The sequence below is a fragment of the Shewanella rhizosphaerae genome (assembly GCF_019457655.1).
In the GTDB taxonomy this organism is placed as follows: Bacteria; Pseudomonadota; Gammaproteobacteria; order Enterobacterales; family Shewanellaceae; genus Shewanella; species Shewanella loihica.
This window is the reverse complement of sequence record NZ_CP080420.1, coordinates 3,512,074-3,536,428: the sequence shown is the minus strand read 5'-3', so window position 1 is coordinate 3,536,428 and position 24,355 is coordinate 3,512,074. Positions and strand designations below refer to the sequence as shown.

The 24,355-nt window shown below is 54.2% G+C and carries 19 protein-coding genes; 13 read left to right on the top strand and 6 right to left on the bottom strand.

Annotated elements, in window-relative coordinates:
- Positions 1-96: 96 nt before the first annotated feature.
- The 6 genes from K0I63_RS15435 (at position 97) to K0I63_RS15410 (ending at position 5,640) form a co-directional block, all read left to right on the top strand.
- A complete protein-coding gene (locus K0I63_RS15435) occupies positions 97-630 on the top strand; it encodes a sugar O-acetyltransferase (protein WP_220083472.1) in 534 nt (177 codons plus the stop codon).
- A 200-nt stretch (positions 631-830) separates the two neighbouring features.
- A complete protein-coding gene (locus K0I63_RS15430; RefSeq protein ID WP_220081585.1) occupies positions 831-2,915 on the top strand; it encodes a M13 family metallopeptidase in 2,085 nt (694 codons plus the stop codon).
- Positions 2,916-3,065: 150 nt separating this feature from the next.
- Positions 3,066-3,851, top strand: a complete 786-nt coding sequence (locus K0I63_RS15425; RefSeq protein ID WP_220081584.1) for a RelA/SpoT domain-containing protein — start codon at positions 3,066-3,068, stop codon at positions 3,849-3,851.
- A gap of 96 nt (positions 3,852-3,947) precedes the next feature.
- Positions 3,948-4,349: an SMI1/KNR4 family protein gene (locus tag K0I63_RS15420; RefSeq protein ID WP_011866768.1), complete on the top strand. Its 402-nt coding sequence runs from the start codon at positions 3,948-3,950 to the stop codon at positions 4,347-4,349.
- 36 nt (positions 4,350-4,385) lie between these two features.
- The gene (locus K0I63_RS15415; RefSeq protein WP_220081583.1) at positions 4,386-4,886 is read left to right on the top strand and encodes a DUF4447 family protein; all 501 of its coding nucleotides are present in this window, start codon (positions 4,386-4,388) and stop codon (positions 4,884-4,886) included.
- Between the two features lie 145 nt (positions 4,887-5,031).
- Positions 5,032-5,640 carry a hypothetical protein gene (locus tag K0I63_RS15410; RefSeq protein WP_220081582.1) on the top strand — a complete coding sequence of 203 codons (609 nt, stop codon included), beginning with the start codon at positions 5,032-5,034 and terminating at the stop codon, positions 5,638-5,640.
- Positions 5,641-5,756: 116 nt separating this feature from the next.
- Here the strand turns inward: K0I63_RS15410 and K0I63_RS15405 are convergent, their stop codons facing one another.
- Positions 5,757-6,392: a glutathione S-transferase family protein gene (locus tag K0I63_RS15405; protein ID WP_220081581.1), complete on the bottom strand. Its 636-nt coding sequence runs from the start codon at positions 6,390-6,392 to the stop codon at positions 5,757-5,759.
- 245 nt (positions 6,393-6,637) lie between these two features.
- On the bottom strand, positions 6,638-9,211 hold the full coding sequence (locus tag K0I63_RS15400) for a TonB-dependent receptor (protein ID WP_220081580.1): 2,574 nt from the start codon (positions 9,209-9,211) through the stop codon (positions 6,638-6,640).
- Positions 9,212-9,440: 229 nt separating this feature from the next.
- On the opposite strand from K0I63_RS15400, the gene K0I63_RS15395 reads away from it, so the two are divergent.
- The 6 genes from K0I63_RS15395 (at position 9,441) to K0I63_RS15370 (ending at position 15,429) form a co-directional block, all read left to right on the top strand.
- Complete coding sequence (locus K0I63_RS15395; RefSeq protein WP_220081579.1) at positions 9,441-9,983, top strand: PH domain-containing protein; 543 nt, start codon at positions 9,441-9,443, stop codon at positions 9,981-9,983.
- A 114-nt stretch (positions 9,984-10,097) separates the two neighbouring features.
- Positions 10,098-11,324: an Nramp family divalent metal transporter gene (locus K0I63_RS15390; RefSeq protein WP_258406841.1), complete on the top strand. Its 1,227-nt coding sequence runs from the start codon at positions 10,098-10,100 to the stop codon at positions 11,322-11,324.
- 19 nt (positions 11,325-11,343) lie between these two features.
- A complete protein-coding gene (locus K0I63_RS15385; protein WP_220081578.1) occupies positions 11,344-12,486 on the top strand; it encodes a serine hydrolase domain-containing protein in 1,143 nt (380 codons plus the stop codon).
- Positions 12,487-12,541: 55 nt separating this feature from the next.
- Positions 12,542-13,006, top strand: coding sequence for a YehS family protein (locus K0I63_RS15380; RefSeq protein WP_011866760.1), 465 nt, complete (start codon positions 12,542-12,544; stop codon positions 13,004-13,006).
- 210 nt (positions 13,007-13,216) lie between these two features.
- Entirely contained in the window at positions 13,217-14,905 is a 1,689-nt protein-coding gene (locus tag K0I63_RS15375) for an NAD-dependent malic enzyme (RefSeq protein ID WP_220081577.1), read from the top strand.
- A gap of 290 nt (positions 14,906-15,195) precedes the next feature.
- Positions 15,196-15,429, top strand: a complete 234-nt coding sequence (locus K0I63_RS15370) for a hypothetical protein (RefSeq protein ID WP_220043157.1) — start codon at positions 15,196-15,198, stop codon at positions 15,427-15,429.
- 81 nt (positions 15,430-15,510) lie between these two features.
- Here K0I63_RS15370 and K0I63_RS15365 read toward each other — a convergent pair whose 3' ends face one another.
- On the bottom strand, positions 15,511-20,490 hold the full coding sequence (locus tag K0I63_RS15365) for a S8 family serine peptidase (protein WP_220081576.1): 4,980 nt from the start codon (positions 20,488-20,490) through the stop codon (positions 15,511-15,513).
- Positions 20,491-21,113: 623 nt separating this feature from the next.
- On the opposite strand from K0I63_RS15365, the gene K0I63_RS15360 reads away from it, so the two are divergent.
- Positions 21,114-22,034 carry a LysR family transcriptional regulator gene (locus K0I63_RS15360; protein WP_220081575.1) on the top strand — a complete coding sequence of 307 codons (921 nt, stop codon included), beginning with the start codon at positions 21,114-21,116 and terminating at the stop codon, positions 22,032-22,034.
- 37 nt (positions 22,035-22,071) lie between these two features.
- Here the strand turns inward: K0I63_RS15360 and K0I63_RS15355 are convergent, their stop codons facing one another.
- From K0I63_RS15355 to K0I63_RS15345, 3 genes are read right to left on the bottom strand one after another with little or no spacing between them, the layout of a single operon-like run.
- Positions 22,072-23,019, bottom strand: coding sequence for a DUF4097 family beta strand repeat-containing protein (locus K0I63_RS15355; protein WP_220081574.1), 948 nt, complete (start codon positions 23,017-23,019; stop codon positions 22,072-22,074).
- Entirely contained in the window at positions 23,016-23,528 is a 513-nt protein-coding gene (locus K0I63_RS15350; RefSeq protein ID WP_220081573.1) for a hypothetical protein, read from the bottom strand. Before K0I63_RS15350 ends, K0I63_RS15355 begins: the two co-directional genes overlap by 4 nt.
- A complete protein-coding gene (locus K0I63_RS15345) occupies positions 23,528-24,100 on the bottom strand; it encodes an RNA polymerase sigma factor (protein WP_011866753.1) in 573 nt (190 codons plus the stop codon). Before K0I63_RS15345 ends, K0I63_RS15350 begins: the two co-directional genes overlap by 1 nt.
- Between the last annotated feature and the right edge of the window lie 255 nt (positions 24,101-24,355).

The following is a 24,355-nucleotide window of genomic DNA, read 5'->3' as shown; positions in this document are numbered from 1 at the left end:
ATTCGTGAGGAAAAGAGCTAGCCCTGGAAAGTGTTAGCATGGCAAATTTCAGACACAGTATGCATCCTCGAAAGGAGCCGATAGGCGATGGAAGAAGTGAGCGAATTTGACAAGATGGTCAGCGGCCAGGAGTACAACTGTCTCGACGGCGAGCTGCAGAGCCGTTGGCAGGCGCAGCAACAGGCCAATGCCGAGATGAACCGCCGCAGGGAAGTGGACAATGAGCTGCTGCCTCATCTGGACGCGAAGGCGGTGATTAAGCTGCCGCTCTATATCAGTTATGGGCAGAATCTGCATGTCGCGCCTCAGGTGTTCATCAACGTCAACGTCACCTTGCAAGATAATGCTCCTATCACCATAGGGCGCCAGACCATGATAGGGCCAAACGTGCAGTGCTATACCGCCAACCATCCGCTGGATGCGGCGCGTCGCTGTCAGGGCTGGGAGTTGGCCGAGGCTATCCATATCGGTGAGCGGGTTTGGATAGGCGGCGGGGCGATCATTTTACCGGGCGTAACCATAGGCGACGAGGCCGTTGTCGCGGCGGGCGCCGTGGTCACTAAAGATGTCCCCGCTAAGACGGTAGTCGGTGGTAATCCGGCGCGGGTGATACGCCACCTTGAGGCGTAATAGGGCGTTAGCGCCAGGGAGAGGAAATCTTTACTTACATATGAGTGACCAGAAATTCGCCCAAGGGTAGCAGATAAACTTGTTTACATTGACCCAATCCCTTTAACATAGGTCTCTTGAAGCAGTTTTTGCACCATTTTGGCTTCGCCATGACAGTCGCATTGCTAACAAAAAAACAATTAAGCATAAAAGGAATTCACATGAAAAAAGTGTTCGTTGGAGGGGTTTGCGCCTCTTTGATTCTTGGTCTTAGCGCTTGCAACAGCGACCAGGCAGAAGTTAAGGCCCCGGAAACCGCCAAGACAGAAACCGCGGTAGCGGTACAACAAGCCCTGACCTCGGGTATCGATTTTGCTAACTTCGACAAGTCGGTACGTCCGCAAGATGATTTTTATGCCTACGTTAACGGCACCTGGATCAAGAACACTGAGATCCCGGGCGATCGCACCAGCACAGGCGCCTTCTATGACCTGCGTGAGAAGTCACGTGACGATGTTAAAGCCATCATCGAAGAAGTGGCGGCTACCCCTAACCTGAAGGCGGGCAGCGACGAGCAGAAGGTTGCCGACCTGTATCGCTCTTTCATGGACACGGACCAGCTAGACAAGCTGGGCATCAAGCCGATTCAGGGTGAGCTGAACAAGATCGCCGCTCTGGAGAACAAAGATCAGCTGGTGGAATACTTTGCCCACAGCCAGATGATTGGTGGCGGCACGCCGCTGGCATTCTACATCGACATCGACTCTAAAGATTCTAGCCGTTATGCCACTCATATCTGGCAATATGGTCTGAGCCTGCCTGAGAAGGATTACTACTTCAACGAAGCCGAGCGTTTCGTCAATATTCGTAAGGCGTTTGTGGCCCACATCGAGAAGATGTTCACCCTGGCCGGTCTGCCAAACGCGAAAGAGAGCGCCGAGCATATCCTGGCGCTGGAAACCGCTATCGCCAGCCGTCATTGGGACGTGGTTGAGACCCGCGACAGCACTAAGACCTATAACCTGTATCAGGTGGCCGATCTGCCTAAGCTGGCGCCGGACATCAACTGGAACGGTTACCTCAAGACTCTGGGCGCTGACAAGCAGGCCGACATCATCGTCAACCAGCCAAGCTTCATCGAAGGCTTCAATGAAGTGCTCAAGGCTAACGATCTGTCTGTGTGGAAGACCTACATGACCTGGCAGACCCTGACCCACTTCGCCGGCGATCTGAGCACAGATCTTGACCGTGAAAATTTCGAGTTCTTCTCTAAGACACTCAACGGTCAGGCTGAGCAACAGCCACGCTGGAAGCGCGGCGTGAGCACGGTAAACAACCTGCTGGGTGAGGTTGTGGGTAAGGTTTACGTGAAGCGTCACTTCAAGCCTGAAGCCAAGCACCGCATGCAGGAGCTGGTTGAAAACCTACGTCGCGCCTATGGCGAGAGCATCGATGGCCTGGAGTGGATGAGCCCAGACACTAAAGTCGCGGCCAAAGACAAGCTGGCTAAGTTCGATCCTAAGATTGGTTACCCAGATCGCTGGGAAAACTACGACAAGCTGACCATCAAGGCCGATGACCTGGTAGGCAACAGCATGCGCGCCAGCGAGCTGAGCCATGAGAAGGATCTTGAGAAGCTAGGTGCGCCAATCCGTAAGTGGGAATGGCACATGACACCACAGACGGTGAACGCCTACTACAACCCAACCATGAACGAGATCGTCTTCCCGGCGGCAATTCTGCAACCTCCTTTCTTCAACATGGAGGCAGATGACGCGGTGAACTATGGCGGTATCGGCGCGGTGATCGGTCACGAGATGGGCCATGGCTTCGACGATCAGGGCGCTAAGTTCGACGGCGAAGGCAACATGCGCGACTGGTGGACAGAGCAAGATCTGAAAGAGTTTGCTGCGCGCGGTAAGGCGCTGGTAGATCAGTACAATGGTTACTCGGTATTCGACGATCTGAATGTTAACGGTGAACTGACGCTGGGTGAGAATATCGGCGACCTGTCAGGCGTAACCATCGCCTACAAGGCTTACAAGATGTCACTCAATGGTAAGGAAGCACCGGTTATCGACGGCCTGACCGGCGACGAGCGTTTCTTCATCGGCTTTGGCCAGATCTGGCGTGCCAAGATCAAGGAAGAGGCGATGCGTAACCGCGTGGCGACCGATCCACACTCACCGGCTAAGTTCCGTGCCCTGGGCGCGCTGTCTAACATGCCTGAGTTCTACACCACCTTCGACGTTAAGCAGGGCGATGCCATGTACATCGAACCCGCTCAGCGTGTGAAGATCTGGTAATTCGAGTTTTCTTGATAAAAAAGAGCGCCTTGGCGCTCTTTTTTTATGTCTGTTTCATGATAAATAATTGTTCATCATCCATTCAGCAAGGGTTAAGTGAACCCTGGCTAGATTAAGGGTATAAGGTTTGCGCTTTTACCGAGGACGGTTATGAATAAGTTGTTTAGACCCTTTTTTATCTTCCTGTTACTTGTCTCCACCCGTAGCGCCCTGGCGACCAATTACGACGCCTTAATCGACACCAAAGAGGAATCTGGTTGCTACGCCCAGAAACAGTCCTTCAGTAAAGACCAGCATGGTCTGCACGCCATCGCCAGTAGCTCCGCCGCCCTGATCCGCCAGAGTAGCGACGACCTCGATAGCCTCTATGCCCAGGCCCAGAATGCCCAGCAGGAGCTGACCAGTCTGCTAGAGGGGCTAAATACCCAAGAGAGTTACCAACTGCTGATCCCCGAAGTGAAAAGCTATGAGCGTGCTAAGGCCAAGATTGCCGCCAAGTTTGACGGCGATGCCAGCCGCATCACGGATCTTGCCAGGGCCAGCCTGGTAGCTAACGATATTCAGGGGCTGATGACGGCGTTTGAGGATCTTCAGCAGCAGGTCAAGGTATTGCAGGTGAAAAACCGTTTCGCCGAGCCTAAGGCTTCTGGTTATCGCGACCTCAACCTGCTGGTGCAGTTACCGCAAACCGGCATGATCGCCGAGGTGCAGCTGCACCTCAAGGCTATCGCCGAGATCAAGAGCGGTGAGGAACATAAGGCCTACGAGCAGATCCAGGCCATCGAGGCGCGGGCCATCGCCCAGTCTCGCGACTTGAGTCAGCTGGAGCTGGCGCAGATAACCCATCTGCGTCAGGCTTCCCACAAGCAGTACCACAAGGCGTGGCTCTACTATAAAAGGCTGGACAGCGCCGAGCTGTTAGCCGCCGCGGCCTAATCCCATTGAGGTGCAGCGTCTGCGATAAATTGGATTAACAATCTGGGCTTAAAGCGATTATACTTGCGGCCATTAGCCCATTTAGAGCAGACGACAATGCACGATCTTATCGAGCAACTCAGGGAACTGAGCGAGACAGTTCCCGTTCCTCTGGAGCTGCCCAGCTTCGATCAACTGGTCGAAGTGGAAGAGCAGATCCTGATCCCCTTACCCGCTGAGTTGAAAGAGTATCTCCTCTACGCCAGCGACGTGATTCACGGCACCTTAGAGCCTGTGACCGCAGCGGATCCTTATGCCCATACCTATCTGCCAGAGGTAACCTCTTATGCCTGGTCTATCGGCATGCCGAGGGAATATATCGCCATCTGTCAGCAGGGCGATGACTTTTACTGTATCGATCAGGAAGGTCAGGTGATGCTGTGGCAAGACGGCGAGCTGGCCGAGGAGAGCTGGGAGTCGTTCTGGCAATGGGTCGAAGAGGTTTGGATCCCCGCCTAGGCGCGTGACAAGATTAACTCAAATTTGGATATCAAGATGGCAAAGACAGCTGAATTAAATGCAATAGAAATTAAATACCTGCGTCACTCACTCGGCCTGAGTGCCGCCCAAGTGGGCGAGCTGAGCAAGTGCAGTGAAGCCGACGTACTGGCCTGGGAAGCGGGTGAGGCCGAGGTGTCGGGTCTGGCGGCTAAGAAGCTGCTGGAACTGGATGAGACCATAGAGATGCAGGTGCTCAACACCTGTGACGGCATCGAGGAACTGTTTAAGAAGGAGCCTAAGCGCCGCCTGAGCTTCGTGGTCTACCCGACACAGGCCATCTACACCCAGTACAACCCCGAGTTCTTAAGCTCGCTGCCGCTGACCGAGCTGTACAACACGGCCGCCTGGCGCATCAAGAAAGAGTGTAAGCTGATGCTGGAAGTCGAGGTCACCCTGGTGCCGCTGGACGTCGAGGCTTACAAGGCTTATCGCGAGAAGGAAGGCCTGAAAGAGAGCCGCGAGAGCCGCGCCAAGTGGGCTGCCACTCAGCTGTGAGTTAGTCCCTGATTCGATAAAAAGCCCCGCTCGTTAAAGCGGGGCTTTTTTAATTATCTTTCATCTTTAAACTGTGTTGCTTCAAGGAGCTCAATGCTATCTTGTGCAGATGTTACTTAAAGGTTAACTCCATTTGGACAAGGATATGTACCAAGCTACCAGCCCTCGTCAGCCTACTTCATTCTTCATTGCCATCGCAGCGCTTATCTATTTGCCGCTGATTGAGAGCCTGTTACCCGGCCTGTTTGGCGCCTTCTGGGTTGATCCTAGCTTTATGGCTAAGGCACAACCTGTGACCCTGCTGATCAAGCTGATTGCCCTACTGTTTGGATTGTCGCTGTTGGAGCGTTTTCGTCGTCAATTTGCACAGGTCGTCAAAGGCAGTTGGCCGTTAACGATTGTTATGGGGCTGAGTTATCTGCTGGGGGCCGTGCAGCTGATCTTCTTGGTGCTGGGTCTGTTTATGAGCCTGGTGTTTAGCGCGCCTGCCAATGAGCAGAGTCAGTTTAAGCGCTATGAAGATTACGCCATCTGGGTGCAGACCGTAGATCCCGGCGCCATGGGCAAGGCCTATCACAGGGTATGGATGCAGTGCGATCTGCCCCTGTGGCGGTATCGATTGGCGCCGATTCAAACCTTGGACTGGATGGGGGAGTATGAGGTGAGCCTGGATGAGCATATCTTGAAGATAAGCGCTAGGTTTGACGAGATCAGTTTGGATCTCTCCAAGGTGCCAGGCTGCCCATCTGAGTGATAATCGTTTGCTTCCAATAGCAAAGCGTTAGGCCATTCAGTAAGGCCTCATGGCAGTGGATGGCAGCATAATCTCTAAAGTGTTAGACATTATGCTGCTAAACCTTTTACGCCTAACTACTCTGTTGCCTGAGCGGCGACGGCTTCGGTTTTTTCCAGCGCACGGATCAAGGCCGGGCGTGTCTTCATCCTGTCTCTGAAGGCGGCCAGCTTAGGCGGGATCTGCTGCTCAAATACCGTCGCCCACATCAAGGTATGGGCCAGCATGATATCGGCAACCGTTGGGATATCTCCTAGCAGGAAGTCGCTGTCCGGCAGCCACTGTTCGGCGATGGTAGCGGCCTTGTCGAACTCCCATACCGCTGTAGGCAGTATGGCTGGCAGGCGGTGCTCCTCGGGTAGGGCGAACTTATGCTTGCCCATGGTCCACAGGGGCTGCTCCAGTTCGCAGATGATGTAGCTCATCCACTGGTGGTAATGAGCGGCTTGTGGTGTACCGGGTGTGGGCAGAAACTGTCCCTGACCATATTTTTCCGCCAGATATTGGCAGATGGCGGCGGATTCGGTGAGCACCAGGTCATCGTCCTTTATGACGGGCACCTTGCCACAAGGGTTCATGGCCAGAAAGGCCTCGCTGCGGTTGTCGCCCTTGGCAAAGTTGATGAAATGAAATTGCCAGTCGATAGCTAATTCTTCCAGTAGCCAGGAGACGCGCAGGGCGCGGCTTCTTGGGGTTCCATATAGAGTGATCATCCTTTTCCTCGCTTATCTTTAGGTGAGTAATGAGTGTAAATAAAAATGGCATCCATTTGGATGCCATTTTTGTGACAGTGTATGTTTTACCTATCCGAGTAAATAGCTGATCATCCTAGCTCGTTAAAACGTTCGATAACTATGTTAGGTTTTTTGATTGTAGAATAACTAGTTATCGAAAATCCTGCCTGGTTATCAAACGTTTTTTTACGCTATTTCTGATAGCTTACTTACTGTGATTGGTATTAGAACCTCATGCTCAACTTGGTGTAGAAGTAGCGGCCCATTGGGTTATGGGTGGCAATCACATAGCCGTAGAGGTCTGTGTCGCCGTCGCCGATGGCAAATGGCGGTTCTTCATCCAATACGTTGTTGACGCCGACTGTCCACTTGAAGGTGTCGTTGAAGCGGTATGAACCGGACATGTCCACCAAGAGTTGAGACTCAACCATTCGCGACTTGTTGACCTCGAAGTCGAGTGAGCCGTCGAAGTCAATATCTGGCGTATCTTCAAACTCGCCGATGTAGCTGAAGTTGATGTTGGCGGCGAAGTCATCCATGGTCCAGTTGGTGGTCAGCAACCAGCGATGTTGCGGGTAGCGGTACTCGCCGGTGTAATCCAGCTTGTCCTTCTCAAACTTGTGCAGGTAGCTGTATTCCAGACCAAACTTGAGGTCGCCGAAGCGGTCCATCTCCAGGCCATAGTGGCTGGAAACGTCCACCCCTTGAACCTCTTGCGAACTTAAGTTGATGAAGCTTGAGTGGATCAGGCTGATTGGGCCCAGAGTTTGCCCCGGCTGCGGCGCCAGACGCTCACACACAGTGCTGTTTTGATCGTTACAGTTGGCCAGGTAGATCTCGCCCAGTGGCTGCTTATCGATCTTGTTGTCCTGGGTGATACTGAAGACATCGAAGCCGATATCAAACTTCTGGCTAGGTGCCCAGATCAGGCCCGCGTTCCAGGTTTCTGACTCTTCGGCGTCCAGTTCTGAGTTACCGGCAAATTCTGTGTTGTAGTCCAGCGCGGTACAGTCGACGTTGTCGGCGGCGCAGCGGTAGGTATCGATGAAGAAGCTACTCTCTCTCGATGGGCCAAGACCTATTTGTGCCAGAGATGGCGCGCGGAAACCGGTCGCCCAAGAGGCGCGAGCGGTCAGCTGATCGCTAATTCCCCACTGGAAGGCAACCTTAGGGTTGGTGGTTGAACCGAAATCACTGTAGTGGTCGTAACGGCCGGCCAGTTGCAGCTCGAAGTTGTCGGTAACTGGGATAGAGAATTCCACATAGGCCGCGTACTGGTCGCGGTCGGCCTGGGCTGACACGGCTTCGGTACCGAAGATCAGGCCACGCTGGAATTGATCATCCGGGACATCGCTCACGTCCTCTTCACGGTACTCGACGCCCGCGGCCATCATGACTTCACGATCCGCCAGGGTAAAGGCCGGACCCGTGATGCTGGCGTCATAAGCGGTCAGGTGTGACACACCCTGACGAACCAGGCTGGTGGTGATGCGATCGATCACATCCTGTGAATTCATGGTGCCGCCAAATGGGTTGTAGTTACCTGCGTCGATTTCGGCTTGCAGGAAGTCGGTGCGCACCCAGCCCTGAGTTCTGTCACCCTTCTGGGTTGATTCGCTGCGGCCTTTCTGAGCCGAGACTTCCCAATCCCATTCATCTATGTTGCCACGTAGACCGGCAACCAGACGTAGGGTGTCAGATTCTATGTCCCAGCGACGGGCGCCGGCATCCACGGTGCGGTAACGACCTATCTCGATATCCTTGCCCCACGGGTTGTTAGGGTGGGTGCCTGGAACCGTCAGCATGGCATCTTCATCCAGCGGAGTCGGCGCGCCGCCTGCCTCAGAGGTGTTGTGCTGGGCCGCGACTTCCAGGAAGGCGGTCATCTCGTCGCTCAGATGATAGTCGAATTGGGCGATTGCCCCCACACGCTCGGCGGCTGGGATGGTGAGGTTGTATGGACCGTAGTCGAACAGACAGCTGCCGCTGGCGGTGGCCGAGTCGGCCGGACAGTCAGGGTCTATGGTCTTTACGCCATCGACATAGAAGTAGCCGGGGAAGCCGCGTGACGAGCGGAAATCTTCACCGCCGTATGGGCTCTGGTTGGCGGTGCCGAAGCGGCCCATCTCACTGGCGGCGAGAGTGCTGTTTTTGAAGTAATCGAGAATGATAGAGGCGCTGCCCTTATCGGACTGCATGCCCCAAAGCATAGAGCCGCTCTGTTCGTCATAGCCGGAGCCAGAGGCTTCGCCGTAGCCCAGGTTGACTTCGATACCTTCGAAGTTTTTACGCAGAATGATGTTGACCACACCGGCGATGGCGTCTGAACCATAGATGGCCGAGGCGCCATCTTTAAGGATATCGATACGCTCGATGGCGGATACCGGAATATTGTTGATGTCGACGAAGGAGTTAGTGATCCCTTCGGCGAATGAGCTGATGGCCACGCGGCGGCCGTTGATCAGTACCAGAGTAGCATCTGGGCCCATGCCGCGCAGACTGATAGAGGCCGCGCCGTTGGCGGTAGAGTCCTGGCTGTTACCACGGGTCGAGAAGGCGCCCGCGCCGTTGGCTGGCATGCGTTCCAGCAGTTGTTGTAGGTTGTCGAAACCCATGTTGGCGATATCGTCTTTGTTGATCGACTGGATCGGCGATGGGCCTTCGATATCGGTACGTTTAATGCGAGAGCCTGTGACTTCTATGCGCTCGACTCCTTCGTCGGCCGCATAAACATGTGGGGTTAGCGCAATGGTAATGGCGATAGCGCAGGCGCTGGGCCAATATTGAGGTCTTTTCATGTTCATCCCTTTTGAATCATTATATTTTTAATTCAGTGACTACCACTCAACTACCGCCACCATTTGTTACATTAACGTTACTAAACTAATTCCTTAAGTAACAAAGTCAATAGGGCGAATTGATAACAAATGTAAATAAATAAACCCATGAATTTGATTGATTAATACCTAGGCTCTTGGCATTGTCATAGCTCGGTTCCCGTCAGACCTATGGGGAGATGTAAATAAAATGGAAGAAAAAACACTGCTCGAGGCGCGCTTTCACCACAAGCTTGGGCACTATTGGCTGACCTCGGGGGCGGTAGTGCTTGCCGTCTCTGTCGTCGGGATCCCGCTCTTGCTGCTCTGGTATCCCATCGGCCTGTGGGCGACTCACAGGTATATCGCCAACATGAGCGCCGAGCTGACCACCAAGAAGCTTATCGTGCGTAAGGGAATACTCACCCGCACCGAAAATACCGTGCCGCTGGATAAGATCACCGACATGGCGATGATCCAGGGACCGCTGATGCGCCTGTTTGGCATCCACAAGTTGACCATAGAGACGGCGGGGCAGTCGGGCAATGGTGCGCTGATAAGCCTTACCGGCGTCGAGGCGGTGGCCGAGTTTCGCGCCGCCGTGATGGCGCAAAAGAGTGCGCTGGCCGAGCAGAGTCAGCCCAGCGAGGCGAAAGTGGACGTGGCCGCCCAGACCCTGGCCTGCCTGCAGAGTATCGACCAGACCCTGAGGCGCATCGAGGCCAAGCTGGCTCAGTCTTTGCATCAGCCGTAGCAGGCTAAAGGCTCGTGCTGACAGAGCCCTGCCTGGGCGAGCATTTTTAGTTTATCTGAAGGAAAATCGAGAGTGGAAAACGTTAGTGTAAATACAACCCAGACTAGCCTTTGGTTGCAGTGCCGCCGCTTGTTAACCGCCACGGGCCCTGGTCTGCTAATGGCGGCCGCGGCCATCGGCGCCTCGCACCTGGTGGCCTCGACCCGCGCCGGCGCCGAGTTTGGCTGGCAGCTGGCCTGGGTGATACTCCTAGTGAACCTGCTCAAGTATCCCTTCTTTGCCGCCGGGGCCCGTTATACGGCGGCAACCGGTGAGAGCCTGCTACATGGCTATCAACGCCAGGGACGCGGTTACCTGCTGCTCTTCTCGCTGCTCAACGCCCTGGCGGCGGTGGCCAGCACCGCAGGCGTCGCCATGTTAACTGCCGCGCTGCTCACCCAGTTTATTCCCCTGCCTATCGATCTGCTGGCGCTGATCGTCTTGGTCGCCAGCCTGCTGCTATTGGTGCTGGGTCATTACCGGGTGCTGGACAGGGTGACCAAGGTGATCATGCTCTGCCTTACGGTGACCACCCTGAGTGCCGCCGCGCTGGCCTTTAACGCCGAACCTATTCTGGCTCCTGGCTTCGTGTCGCCTTCCCCCTGGCAGTGGGCTCATGTGGGCTTCTTGGTAGCCATGATGGGTTGGATGCCAGCGCCTATCGAGGTGAGCTGCTGGAACTCCCTCTGGCTTTTGGAAAAGCAGAAACAGCAGATGGTGACCCCTAAGCAGGCGCTGTTCGATTTTAATCTGGGCTTCATCACCACGGCGATACTGGCCGTGGTGTTTCTCTCGCTCGGTGCCATGGTGATGCACGGCTCGGGCGTGCACTTCTCGCCTTCCGGGGCCAAGTTTGCCGAGCAGTTGATTCAGCTCTATAGCCAGGTGCTGGGGGAGGGGAGCCGTTACCTGATCGCTCTGGTGGCCCTGCTCTGTATCTTCAGCACCACGGTTACCGTAGTGGATGGTTACAGCCGTACCCTTATCCTGAGTGTGCAGCTTCTGCGTAAGGATGAGGTCAGCGAGCGCGGCCTTAACCTGACCATGTTGGCCGTGAGCCTGCTGGGGCTAGGGATCATACTCTTCTTCAAGGGGGCATTGCTGCCACTGTTGCAGTTTGTGATGACCCTGGCCTTCATGACCACCATCATCTTCGCCTGGCTCAACTATCGCCTGATGACCAGTGACAATCTGGCGCCCGGCGATCGCTACGGCGTGGCCATGCGGCTGCTTTCTTGGATCGGCATGACTTATCTGCTAGGGTTTGCGGCTTTATTTGTCTACTGGAAGTTTATCGGTTAAGCCGTGTAGGAGAACAAGGATGAAGATGAGTGTCGTGGCGAGCAGCCTCTGTCTGTTGGGGGCCTTGGCCAGCGACTGCGTGTCTGCTAGTGAGTTTGTTATCGCGGATAAGCTTGAGCAAGCTGCGGGTGAGCGGGTTGATGTACCCTCTGCGCATGACTTGGCGATTGGCGAGGCTTTTGCCGAGCTAGGCAGTGCTTTCGATAGCATCATCGCCGCCAACGAGCGGCCCTTCTATGGGGTGATCGCCCTGATGCAGCATGGTGAGCTGCGCTACGTGAAGACTAATGCTTATCGTGAGGCCGCCGCGCCGACACTGGATAGCTGGGTCATGTTGGCCTCACAGAGCAAGATGATCACCGCCGCCCTGGTGATGCAGGCGGTAAGCCAGGGCAAGTTGGCTCTGGAGGATAAGATCAATCCTTATATGGCATCCAACAATCTGCCGACTTATGACGAGCGGATCACTATCGCTCAGCTGCTAAGCCACAGCTCTGGCATAGCGCCTCAGGGCAAGGCGAATCGGTTCGCGCCCGGCAGCGATTTTCAATACTCCAATCTGGGCTTTCAGGTGCTGGCGGAGCTGCTCGAAATCACCTATCAGCAGGACTTTGCCACCCTGGTGAATACCTTTTTGACCGAGCATGGCGTCGAAGGCATCAAGGCCCAGCTTGGGGCGCAGCAGGGGCTGATTGAAGGAATAGAGATCGCTACCCAAGAGCCGATGGAATATGAGGTGCAGATGAACCTCTTACCGGGCGGCGGCATGACGGGTTCGGCCAGGGGATTACTTACTTATCTCAGGGCGCTCCATGGCGGAAAGCTGCTGAGCGATGATGCCTATCAGGCGATGATGGCTCCTCAGATACTGCGGCCGCATCGCTGGTCGCAGCTCTATTACGGCTTCGGCGTGCAGGTGAACCAGCAGGGGATAAAGGAGTACAGCCATTCTGGTTATCTGCCTGGCTATCAATCGTTGAGCCTGAGTTATCCCGAGTCAGACACTTATCTGGTGGTGCTTGAAAACGCCTCCTGGCCCATTGATGAGAGTAATCAAGCCTTTGGCCTGCACGATAAACTGCGCCAGGCGCTGCGAGAGACTCTGATGGCAGGTCGCAAGCTTGAAAATAATGCCTCGGCGCCGACGCAAAGTCGGTTATAATGTCGTCGCTATGGCAGGCGCACCCGCGCGAGCCAGTAATTTAAGAATTTAAGTCATGATAAATAACGATATTTTACGCCGTCTACGATTCGTATTCGATTACAAGAATGCCAAGATGATCAAGATCTTCGCCAAGGTCAAACATGAGATGAGCCAGGAAGTCCTGCTCAACATGCTCAAGAAAGAGGCCGAGGAGGGGTATAAGCCCTGTAACGACAAGACCTTGTGCCTGTTTCTAGATGGTTTGATCATCGAAAAACGCGGTCTGCGCGATGGGGCAGAGATCCCCGCTCCCGTGTCTCAGTTAAACAACAACCTGATCTTCAAGAAGCTGAGGATCGCCCTTGAGATGCGTGAAGAAGATATCATCGAGACCTTAGCCCTGGCGGACTTCAGAATGACGAGTTCCGAGCTGGGTGCCCTGTTTAGAAAACCCGGCCACAAACATTTTAAAGAGTGTGGCGACCAGGTGCTGCGTAACTTCTTGATGGGTCTGTCGATCAAGTATCGCGGTAAGTAAATAATATCATTCTTTAAAGACGCGGCTCAGGCCGCGTTTTTTTATGCCTGGGTTTAGGCTAAAGCCATGGCTGTTTAAAACAACCGGAGTGTGAAAATAATCAAAAAAATGATCGCGTGAAAGGCAACAAAGATCACACTTTGTGGTAATCTTGCCAAAATTGAAAGCACAGCCATTCCAACATACCCACAGATAGAGAAAAGGTTACCAATGGACGATAATAAACGCCCGCTATATCTTCCTTTTGCCGGCCCTGCCATTCTTGAAGCCCCCTTGATCAACAAGGGAAGTGCCTTCACCGAAGAGGAGCGTATCTTCTTTAACCTAGAGGGACTGCTGCCTCATGTGATCGAGACCATCGAAGAGCAGGCATCGCGCGCCTACGATCAGTACAAGAACTTCGGCAACGATCTCGACCGTCATATCTATCTGCGTAACATTCAGGATACCAACGAGACCCTGTACTACCGTCTGCTGCAGAATCACATTACCGAGATGATGCCCATCATCTACACGCCGACGGTTGGCCTGGCTTGTGAGCGTTTCTCGAAAAACTATCGTCGTAACCGCGGCCTGTTTATCTCCTATCCCAACAAGGATCGCATCGACGACATACTCAATAACTCGACCCGTCAGAAGGTGAAGATCATCGTTGTTACCGATGGTGAGCGTATCTTGGGTCTGGGTGACCAGGGGATCGGCGGCATGGGTATTCCTATCGGTAAGCTGTCGCTCTACACCAGCTGTGGCGGTATCAGCCCGGCCTATACCTTGCCTATCACCTTAGACGTGGGCACAGATAACCCGCATCTGCTGGAAGATCCTATGTATATGGGCTGGCGTAATCAGCGTATCGGCGGCGAAGAGTATGCCGAGTTTGTCGAGGCCTTCATGGAGGCGGTACACAGACGCTGGCCGGATGCGTTGATCCAGTTTGAAGACTTCGCCCAGAAGAACGCCATGCCGCTGCTTGAGCGTTACAAGGACAGATATTGCTGCTTTAATGACGACATTCAGGGCACCGCGGCGGTGACTGTTGGCTCATTGCTGGCGGCCTGTCAGGCGGCGAACAGTAAGCTGAGCCAGCAGCGCATCGCCTTCCTGGGCGCCGGCAGTGCAGGTTGTGGTATTGCCGAGGCGATCATCGCCCAGATGGTCTCAGAGGGCATTAGCGACGAGCAGGCGCGCCAGCAGGTGTTCATGGTAGACCGCTGGGGACTGCTGCAAGACAACATGCCTAACCTGCTGCCTTTCCAGCAGAATCTGGCGCAGCAGGTAGCCAAGGTCGAGGGCTGGAACACTGAGAGTGAGAACATCTCGCTATTGGATGTGATGCACAATGGTAAGCCGACCGTGCTGATCGGTGTGTCTGGCGCGCCGGGTCTGTTCAGCGAAGAGATCATCAAGGCGATGCACACTCACTGTGAACGCCCAATCATCTTCCCGCTGTCTAACCCGACCAGCCGCGTCGAGGCGACGCCGAAAGATATTCTGCACTGGACCAAGGGTCAGGCGCTGGTGGCAACCGGCAGCCCGTTCGAGCCTGTGGTGATCGAGGAGCAGACCTATGAGATCGCCCAGTGTAACAACAGCTATATCTTCCCTGGTATTGGCCTGGGCGTGCTGGCCTCTGGTGCCAAGCGCGTCAGCAACGAGATGCTGATGGCCTCGAGCCGCGCCCTGGCCGAGTGCTCGCCTCTGGCGAAGGACGGCGAGGGATCCTTGCTGCCGGCACTGGAAGATATTCACTCTGTCAGTAAGCATATCGCCTTCGCGGTGGGCAAAGTTGCCATCGAGCAGGGCCATGCGCTGCCGGCCAGCGATGAGCTGCTGATGCAGGCGATTGAAGATAACTTCTGGACGGCGGAATATCGCCGTTATAAGCGCACCTCTTTCTAACCTCTTTGGCTTAGCCGTTTGCGCTTTAAAAAAGCCGCCTCAGTGCGGCTTTTTTGTGTCTTATGCAAGATGAAATTTTGCTTTGGATCACAAAGCGTTACTTAAGCCTATGATCCTGTCGGCACTTCTTTCATCGCGACGGCTTTTTTAAGTTTGGCTTAATCTTGGCTGGTAATGCTCGCCGGATAGCTTGCTGCGCCTTGGATCTTGCCCGCTTTGGCCATACCAGGCGGCAAGCCTTTGAATGTAAACTTTTTAATTGTTTGACTTGCCAAAACCAGGAGCCCGAGATGAAAACATTGATCACCCTAGCCGCCGGCCTGCTATTTGCTGGCGCCGCCGTTGCCATGGATTGTAAAGATTGCCATGAGCCTATCGACCTGACCATGCATACTGAGTCAGAGGCCACACTGGCAAGCTGTAACGATTGTCACGCCATGAAGGATGCCCATGCCCCCGATGCAGAGGTGCATACCCCAGAGCTGACCATCAAAGAGTGCAGTGATTGCCACGGCATGAACTAGTGGTTTTGCCAATTTAAGATGGCATAAAAAAGGGCCCTCAGAGAGGGCCCAAAGACAAGGTCGAACTAAATAGTTGGACGCTTAGTGCAGCTTACGGCGTCCGGCGATTAGACCCAGTAGGCCCAGAGCCAGGAAGCCAAGGCTACCGCCCGAGTCAGAGTCACCGCCCTGATCTGGGGTTTCTGGCGCCGGAGGCGTTGGCTCAACACCGTCTGAGTTCACCGTCAGCATGAAGCTGGTGGACGCGGCGTCAGATGGGTAGGCCATATCGTGTACGGTTACCGTCACCAGGGTCTCACCATACCAGTCGGCATCAGGTGTGATACTGACGCTGTCACCATCCACAGTTGCCGTGATGTGTTCACCCGATACCATGATGCCGTTGGCTGTGCCTTTAACATCGTTGTAGGTAACTGTGATGCCTTCCAGCGTGGTGTTCTCTTCCATCATCATGTCGGCAATAGGCGCAACCGAGATGTTAGTGGCGCTCGCCACATGATGGGTGACAGAGACCGGCTCAGAGTCGGCGTACTGGGTATCAACAGTAACGCTGTTATCCTTGCCAACTGCCGAGGCAGAGACTCTGGCCGAGAAGGTGAGTGAAACGCTTGACTGCTCTGGACCGCGATAATCGGCGCAGATCACCAAGCCTTCTTTCACCTTGCTGTCGACGTCACGATAGGCAAAGCCGTCGTTTGAATAGCCATGGATTGGGCCGAAGGTGTGGCGTTCACCCCAGTAACCATGTAGGCCGATTGAACCCAGGTTAGAGTTAGCCGATTTCAGGGTGCGATAGGCAAAGATGATCTCAGGTGTCTCTTCTTCGAAGCTAATATCTGTGGCCACTATGGTCTCGATATTATATTGCGCATCTGGATCCGGATAGTTAGCACCTACCAGGAAGTTTGCCCATTCTTCGCCACCAACCCACTGGAAGATGTAGTGCTTGTTGGTGACCACACCATAGACGGCATCTTGATACTTTAGGTTATCCCAGTCGAACCAGGCCTCTGGCATTCTCACGTCACCACGCCAAAGTGGGGCGATCAAGGTGTCAGGGAAGTCCTGGAAGTTGTCGCTAAATGGACGGTCTTGGTTCCAGAACATAGGCATAGGATCTAACTGCAGATAGCCAAATGGCGAGATACCTAAGATGTCATAGCTATATTCCTCTGGGTTAGCATACAGAGGCACTCGTGGCAGGTCACTGGCGCTTAACGGCAGATACAATGGACGGTTCGAGTAACCCGAGATCCCCATATGACCAAAACCGGCGGAAGGAAGATCGTAGAATGCCTCGTCTTCGCCATAAGGTACCTTACAGCTGGCGTCCGTCTCGTTGGTGGTATAGACATAGTGACGCTTCATATCACTGGAAGATGGCTGAGTGCTGGCGATGCTGATCAGATTGCCTTCAACACTTGTGTCTTCGGCATAGGTTCCCAATCCGCCTACTTTTACCGAGTCTGCCAGCAGTACCAGGCCATCGGATAGTTGAGCATTAAGAGTAAACTCGCGCTCACCGCCTAACAGGTTAGGCGCCAGCTTGACGCTGAAGTCTATGATGTCACCTTCTTTTGCAGCGGTTTGCGAGGCTTCAATCTCAGTGTCGCTACCCTTGTGTTGTAGCTTAACACCAAAATCGCCTAGGTTGCTGTCGTTGTAGCTGTCGCTGCCGATACTGACCACGCCGTAGTAGACATCACCTTCTTCTGCGCCAGACAGATCATGGTTAAGCTTCAGTTGGAAAGGGGTCATACCGTCGTTAGTGGCAGGGCCGTCAACCGTCATATTGGCTTGACTGTCCTCACCGACGATACCGAGTCGCAGCTCAAACAGGTCGGCACTGTTCTTAGCATCTTCCCAATCCCACTTCATGTTAGCGGCGATGGCCCAGTAGCGGCCAGGCATAGGGTCGTTGATGGCACAGAAATCGCCGGCATCCGAGTAGGAGTAACAGATGGCTTCATCTGCCCACTGAATGTCGTTATCACCGTTGATATCCATACCCAGATCCAGTGCGGTATAGGCGATTCGTGGCGCTTTCAACACTTCCCAGACGATACGCTTAGTGCCTTCGGGGACGTCGAAGAAGACGACCTTGGCACCACCGGCCTCAATCTCTTCACGGGTGAATCCCTGAGCATAGTCTCTCACCGTGGCGCTCTTGAGGGCGACATCGTGGTTTTCTGCCTTAGATAGGCCATAAACATGAGAGTTAAGCTGTTGGATCTCAGCGGTATTTAACATAGGTGTCAGGGTGTGACCCTTGTCTCTATGTATGATGCCAGAGACTTGAGATGGCAGATTGTCGCCCTTGTACACCACGCCCACAGGCAGGTTTTGGGCAGGCTTGCTGGTGTCTGATGGCGTGATAGACACTAAACCGTTGAGTTGGAGCTGCGATGAATCGGCTCGATAGGCCTCAACTTCTAACACCTTGGCGGTTAGGCTGATGGCTTGGGTTTCGCCCGCCTTCAGCGTGAAGGTCTTAGGTGATACCTCTAGCTCTAGCATCGGGGCGCCATCTATGCTTTCTGGGGTGGCATCGACCGTCCAGGTGCCATCTTCCGTCGCGGTGACGATACGCATCCAGCTGCAGGTGCCAGCACACTCGGTATTGAAGAAGTATGGCAGGTTCAGGGTATGAATATTGCCACCATTTCTTGGGTTGGCCGCGCGGTAGTTGTCGCCGGTTTCATCCAGCAGCAGTGTTGCGTTGTTGGCGCGTGATACGTTGATCACCCCGCTACCCGCGTCAGTCAGATTTGCCTTCACCACATCATAAGGATAGCCATCGCGAGAGCGGGTCACGCCGTCGATTGAAGCTGTGGTCATCAGCGCCGATTGGATCTGCGCCGGTGTCCAGTCCGGATGCGCCTGAGTTAATAGTGCCATGGCGCCAGCAACGTGCGGGGCTGCCATAGAGGTACCACTGATGGCCGCATAGTCGGCGGGCATTGCCAGCGCGCTAAAAGGCATCTCATCGGCCCAGGCGGCAAATACGCTTACACCAGGGGCGGCCAGGTTAGGTGACATTACGTCCGGCACTTGAAGGTTAGGGCCGCGAGAAGAGAAGTCTGCCACATAATCGCTGGTGCCTTGCTTGGTCACGACTTCTGATGCGGCAATGGTGATCTCATGGTTGCTGCCCGAGGCGAGCCACTGGCTGAGACCGAAATAGCCATTGTCCCAACCGCCATAGTAGGCTTGATAATCGATGTTGATGCCAGGGATGGCATAAGGATCGTTATGGGTTGGATCTGAGTACTCAGGGTTCCAAAGAACGAAACCGCCGGCACCGCCCGCTTGCACGTTGGTGGCCTTCTCGACGCGAGGGATCTCGCCGCGCTTACAGACGACGATTGGCGCCTTGCTGTAGGCATTGCCCTGTGGGTCGAGGTCGAAGAAACCGGCCGGGAAGGGCTCGTTACACATCTCATACTCGCTGCCGTAGGCCTTAGCCTCGACAATTGGACCTGTGTAGGCATTGGTGATCCCCGAGCCAACCAGATCGCTTAATGGCTGATCGCCGCCCGTGGCATTGGTCAGCATCTTACCTTCGACGGCGATCTCACGGCCGTGTGTGGTGGCTGCGACAGAGGTGAGCCAAGGTGATAGATGGTCGATCGCGCCGCGCGCCTGAATGCCATATTCTGGCATATAGGAGTTACCGGCAGAGGCCGACACTGAGATGCCCGCTTCACGGGCGGCCAGGAAGCCCAGCTCCATAGGATCATCCCAAGGGAAAGAGCCGTAGGTCTTACCGATAGAATAGTTGATCACATCCACGCCATCGGCAATGGCATCATCGATAGCCGCGAGTAGGGCCGAGCCCAAGCAACCACCAAAACTCTCGCCATAGCTGCCATCACCCGGGTAACAGACTTGATACATGATGACGTTGGCGCGCGGTGCGACACCCGAGATGCGTGGGAATTTCAGGCCTGTCGGCACACCGTCTCCGACTTCACCCGGCAGCGGTACTACATGGTCTACGTCTAGCAGTACGTTACCAGCGGCAGTCGATGAGGTATGTGAGCCGTGACCGTTGTAGTCTTCACCGTTTTGTGGGCGCTTAGGCTCTTCAATCTGCCAAGCTGGGATACCTGGCTGGAAGGCTGGGTCTAGGTAGGAATCTGTGATCTCCTCGTAAGATCGCACCCCGATCAGCTTGTCGTTACACATGCTGGCAAATTCAGCCTTCTCACAGTCACCTAGATAGTGGCTGTAACGCGCAGGCATCTGGTGCACATAGCCATCACCGGCGACGGCGGCAAATGAAGCATGGTCTGTGTTGATCCCCGTATCCAACACACCGACCACTATGCCTTCACCCATATACTTGTCATCGGCCGTGGTGCCTGTCCAGATACCGTCGGCGCCTATGTGCTGTGGCCCGACATCTGTGTGTAGTTGATAGGTCTGTTCCAGCGTGACGTTACGTACACCTGGTAGCGCCGCAACGCGCGCCGCCTGATCTTGGGTCATGCGCATCGCCATACCGTTGAAGGCGAGTTGGTAGCGCTTCTTAACATCCAGCTTACCGCCAACCGAGCTGGCCATCTGGGCTAAGGCTTCATCTTGCTTATTGGTGAGATAGTCGCTGTAGCGCTTGACCGCGCGGCTATTCATGTCGACCTTGTTGTGACTGCGCGCATTGAGCATCACGGGCACTGTGCTCATGGTCGGTGAGGTGGCCGCCAGGCTAGGGAGGTCGCCGCGATATAGTGAAACCGGCTTATCGCTAAGCTCGACAATATAGGTCTGCTCGCCTGTGATGCCCGCTTCGAATTTGAAAGGCACCTTATTATCTTTACTGGTCGCGATGGCGCGGTGTACGTTTTTGGTCGAGACCGCGCGTGTGTTTTGCTGATTGTCGGCCTGGGTACCATTACGGCGTTTACCGTTATACAGGTCTTCGTTGTATTGGATGATGGCATCGGTAATTTCTATGGCGCGCATCTCGTGGTTATTAGCATTGCTCGAAGCGGCTGCACCGCCGACGCCAGCGGCATAGATGGCCGCCATCGTCATGAGACTAACTTTCTTCAGTTTCATGGGTTGTTCCCTTTTCTTTTTATAGGTAACGCCGAGGCGTCGATGTAAAAGTAAGGCACTCGTACGGCTATCGATTGTTAATGAGTTGGTGATAAAGACGCCAATGCGTAAAAGCTATAGGGCTATAGCTGTCATGCATTCATGGTTAAGCAGTTGGTAATATTGTTAAGAGGTGAGGAAACACGTTGGCTGAAGCTTTTGTTGTTTTAGGCTTGTTTTACTGGTGACAAATTCTGTTTTACGTCAATTTCTTGAAGAATATCGCTAGAAATGGCTGTTCTGTTTGTAGATTAATCATGTGGTTGTTTTTAGCGCGCTTGTAGCATTTGGTCGCATTCTGATACAAATTGTTAAAACTTTGTTGCTTGGTGATTGGGGCGATTTTTAGTCTGGGTGGCGTCGACTAAAATTTAACATAATAGATTGATATTATTTATTTTAATGTCATTTTGCTACCTTGCGGCTTCGTTACCTCTTGCTCGCTTTGTGCGAGAAACATCGCCTAGTGTCGGGTGCCCGCTATGTCTTTATGAAGTGGTAAATGATAGATATGTTATCTCGCATGACGCTGGGGCGTGCGTAGATATTTTACCTGATTATCTGGCTGACCTATGGGCTAACCGATGGAACTAAGACACTTACGACACTTTATCGCGCTGGCGAGGCTAAAGAGTTTTAGCAAGGCTGCCAATGAGCTGCATCTGGCTCAACCCTCTCTATCGCGCAGCATCCAGAAGATGGAGGAGCGTCTGGGGGCCAGCCTGTTGGCCAGAGATGAGAAGCAGTTCGCCCTGACCGAATATGGTCAGATGGTGTTAGCCCAGGGCGAGCAGATTGTCAGTCAGCTCGAATATCTTGAGTCTGAGATCAAGAGTCGCCAGGGCATAGCGCAGAAGCGCCTGGTTATCGGCGCCAGCCCCATCCCACTTAACAGCATCATAGGCCCGGCATTGGGGGGCTTTATTCGTGATAATCCCCAGGTGCTGATCGAGCTGAAAGTGGAGAGCTGGAGCCGCCTCTATAAGATGTTGCTCAAGGGACAGCTGGATCTGTTTATTGCCGAGACCAATGCCACCTTGCTTGACCAGCGCGATAATATCGAGACATGTCGTCTACCCCAGTCAAATGCCATATTTTGTTGTCGCCGCGAACATCCGTTGGCGCGGCTCGAACGTGTCTATCTGCCGAGCCTGAGGGATTACCCCCTCGGGGTGCCAAGAGCCTTTCCCGATCGCCTGAGAGAGCAGTTTGATGATCTGTTTGATGAAGATCGTCACGACTACGCCGGTTTATTGAAATATGATCAGTTTCAGCCGATCAAGGCGTCGCTGCAAGGGTGTGACCTTGTGGTCTTGACGCCGGACATCTCGGTGCAGGCGGAACTCGCCTCGGGTGACTTGGTGGCGCTAGAGGTGGTGGGTATGCCAGATATTCGCGCCAACTTTAGTGTGGTCTCGATGAAGAATCGTCGTCTCAGCCTGGGGGCCGAGCAATTTGTTCAGGCCTTGTTTGCGGATCATTTGAATAGGGCGAGTGGGTTTTAATGGCCAACCCAGATTGGATTGGCCTTGGCCGTTGAGCCTAGTTTGACTTGAGATTGATATCGCCGCTGATGGTGTTGATCAAAATATCGGCGCTGCCTTTGCCCATCTGGAACTGTAGCGAGCTGCCAGGACCATACTTAGGTCGTTTCGGTTTATCCTGGGTCAGGCGATTGTCGATGTCACCACTTGGGCCGCCGTCGATGGCGAAGGTGGCATCCAGGTTCGCCGGTAGGCTGAAGCTGATATCGCCGCTGACACTGTCCAGGCTGGCCTTGGTGGCCAGGGCGGAAACCGACAGGTTGAGGTCGCCGCTGACGCTCTGGGCCTTGAGTCGGTCCACTTTATCTAGAGTCACCTTGGCATCTCCCGATACCAGCTCGATAGAGACCTGGTCGGCGCCGCTGTCGGCCTCGAGCTTACCGCTGACCAGGGTGTAGCTGACCTTGCCGAGGCTCTGTTTATCTTTGATGTTGCCAGATACTGTCTCCAGCTTGAGCTTGCCTTCAAGCCCCTGGCTGACAATATTGCCCGAGACGGTATTGATGGCCACCTGCTCGGTGAGATTTTCGGCCTTGATGTTACCGCTGACGGTCTGCACATTGATGTCACCGGCGAGCTTACTCACTCTGTAATTGGCCGAGACCCCTTCGCCGTTGAGCTTGAGCTTTGCCGGCACCTTGATGGTCAGTCGTGAGCCCTCCTTGTTACTGCCCGAGTAGTGGCGTGGCAGTTTATCTTCGATAGAGATGGTGCCGGACTTCTGCTCTACGGTGAGGCCTTCGCTCAGCTCATCCAGGGTGCCCGTGATGGAGATGGCGTCCTGATCCCAGGAGAGGATCTCGACTTCGCCGCGCTGCACCTCCAGGTTCAGACGCAGGTCACCTTCGACTTCGATGCGTTTATCCACGCTCTGAGCCGCCAGCACAGATTGGCTTAATAAGATAAAAGGCAATGCCAGGGCGGTAGTTTTTAGTTGTATTTTCATATCATCTCTCCTGTGGTATCTCGATCGACAGGGAGTTTCTGCCCCTGTTTGATTAATTCAATCTCGCGTTGCTGGGTCCATAGCCAAAGCTGCCACAGCTGTTTGTCAGTCGGGTTGAGCTTTAGCGCCTCATAGATCTCTTTGGCGGCGGCTCTTAGCTGTTCTATCCCTTGCTCGACCGGCTGGCTGTAAGGGCTGCTGCGCCAATCGACTCGCTTGGTCAGGCTAAGCGTGTCGACGCTTGCCTTATGCTGGACCTGAATGGCGGCCAGGGTCTGAATGAGGGCCTCGTTCTCGGCATCAGGCATTGTTGGCCCAAGGCTCAACTTGCCGACCAGCAGCGCCAGCAACAGGGTGCTGGCGATTGCCATGGGACGCCAGTAGCTGCGGGGGCTATCCTTGGGCGCATCGAGGCGAAGTTCGACCCCTTGCCAGAGATCCCGCTCTGGCGTCATCTCCCTCGGCGTCTCTTCGAGGAGACGCTTGAGTGTGTCTGCCTTGTCGACCATTAGATCATCTCCTGCAGTAATTTCTTGGCCCTGTGGTACTGCGCCTTGCTGGTGCCGGGGGCAATATTGAGGCGCTTGGCGATCTCGTCATGCTGATATCCCTCCAGGGCGTAGAGGACGAAGACGATACGGGCGCGCTCCGGCAGACGCAGCAGCAACTTGTCCACCCCCTGATAGTCGAAGTCGATGGCGGCTGCATGGGTCTCTTCGCTCGGCATAAACCTGGCCCAGAAGCTCTTATGCTTCTTGATACAGCTCAGCGCCTGATTCACCGTCAGGCTGTGGAGCCAGGTGGTAAATTGGCTCTTGCCATCGAACAGGGGCAGCTTCTGCCACAGGCGCACAAAGGTTTCCTGGGTGGCTTCTTCTGCCAGCTCGGTCTGGCCGGCCAAACGAAAACAGAGGGCGTAGACGCGTCTGTGATGCTGATCGTAGAGTTGTCGAAATGCCGTCTTGTCTCCCTGCTTGGCGCGCTGCACCAATACGGCATCGAGGAGCTGGTGAGCATCATCTGGACTCGTGAGTGCGCTCAAATCTGTCTTCCCTGTGAGTGAACAATACCTATTAGACATAGGCAGTGATTGAAATGGTTTAAAGCGAAATGAAAAAAAGTGTTGGCTTAAGGTATATCAGCGAGATTCGAATGCCAACCAGGTGGGAAAAGTCGTAATTGAAGAGGTAGAAACATTCGAGGCTATGGTGAAGCAGCCTATGAAGAAACCGTCATTGAAGGAGCGAATGTCGAAGGAGGCAACGGTTAAAAGGGGCTAAGAAAACAGGGCGGCTTAGCTCTACTGGATTAGCTGTACTGGATTAGCTGTACTAGC

Excerpts from the sequence above, each read along its gene's own strand:
- K0I63_RS15360 (WP_220081575.1), top strand. The coding sequence starts at position 21,114 with ATGGAACTAAGACACTTACGACACTTTATCGCGCTGGCGAGGCTAAAG.
- K0I63_RS15420 (WP_011866768.1), top strand. The coding sequence starts at position 3,948 with ATGCACGATCTTATCGAGCAACTCAGGGAACTGAGCGAGACAGTTCCC.
- K0I63_RS15355 (WP_220081574.1), bottom strand. The coding sequence starts at position 23,019 with ATGAAAATACAACTAAAAACTACCGCCCTGGCATTGCCTTTTATCTTA.
- K0I63_RS15395 (WP_220081579.1), top strand. The coding sequence starts at position 9,441 with ATGGAAGAAAAAACACTGCTCGAGGCGCGCTTTCACCACAAGCTTGGG.
- K0I63_RS15385 (WP_220081578.1), top strand. The coding sequence starts at position 11,344 with ATGAAGATGAGTGTCGTGGCGAGCAGCCTCTGTCTGTTGGGGGCCTTG.
- K0I63_RS15375 (WP_220081577.1), top strand. The coding sequence starts at position 13,217 with ATGGACGATAATAAACGCCCGCTATATCTTCCTTTTGCCGGCCCTGCC.
- K0I63_RS15370 (WP_220043157.1), top strand. The coding sequence starts at position 15,196 with ATGAAAACATTGATCACCCTAGCCGCCGGCCTGCTATTTGCTGGCGCC.
- K0I63_RS15430 (WP_220081585.1), top strand. The coding sequence starts at position 831 with ATGAAAAAAGTGTTCGTTGGAGGGGTTTGCGCCTCTTTGATTCTTGGT.
- K0I63_RS15365 (WP_220081576.1), bottom strand. The coding sequence starts at position 20,490 with ATGAAACTGAAGAAAGTTAGTCTCATGACGATGGCGGCCATCTATGCC.
- K0I63_RS15405 (WP_220081581.1), bottom strand. The coding sequence starts at position 6,392 with ATGATCACTCTATATGGAACCCCAAGAAGCCGCGCCCTGCGCGTCTCC.
- K0I63_RS15410 (WP_220081582.1), top strand. The coding sequence starts at position 5,032 with ATGTACCAAGCTACCAGCCCTCGTCAGCCTACTTCATTCTTCATTGCC.
- K0I63_RS15425 (WP_220081584.1), top strand. The coding sequence starts at position 3,066 with ATGAATAAGTTGTTTAGACCCTTTTTTATCTTCCTGTTACTTGTCTCC.
- K0I63_RS15400 (WP_220081580.1), bottom strand. The coding sequence starts at position 9,211 with ATGAAAAGACCTCAATATTGGCCCAGCGCCTGCGCTATCGCCATTACC.
- K0I63_RS15380 (WP_011866760.1), top strand. The coding sequence starts at position 12,542 with ATGATAAATAACGATATTTTACGCCGTCTACGATTCGTATTCGATTAC.
- K0I63_RS15415 (WP_220081583.1), top strand. The coding sequence starts at position 4,386 with ATGGCAAAGACAGCTGAATTAAATGCAATAGAAATTAAATACCTGCGT.
- K0I63_RS15350 (WP_220081573.1), bottom strand. The coding sequence starts at position 23,528 with ATGGTCGACAAGGCAGACACACTCAAGCGTCTCCTCGAAGAGACGCCG.
- K0I63_RS15345 (WP_011866753.1), bottom strand. The coding sequence starts at position 24,100 with ATGTCTAATAGGTATTGTTCACTCACAGGGAAGACAGATTTGAGCGCA.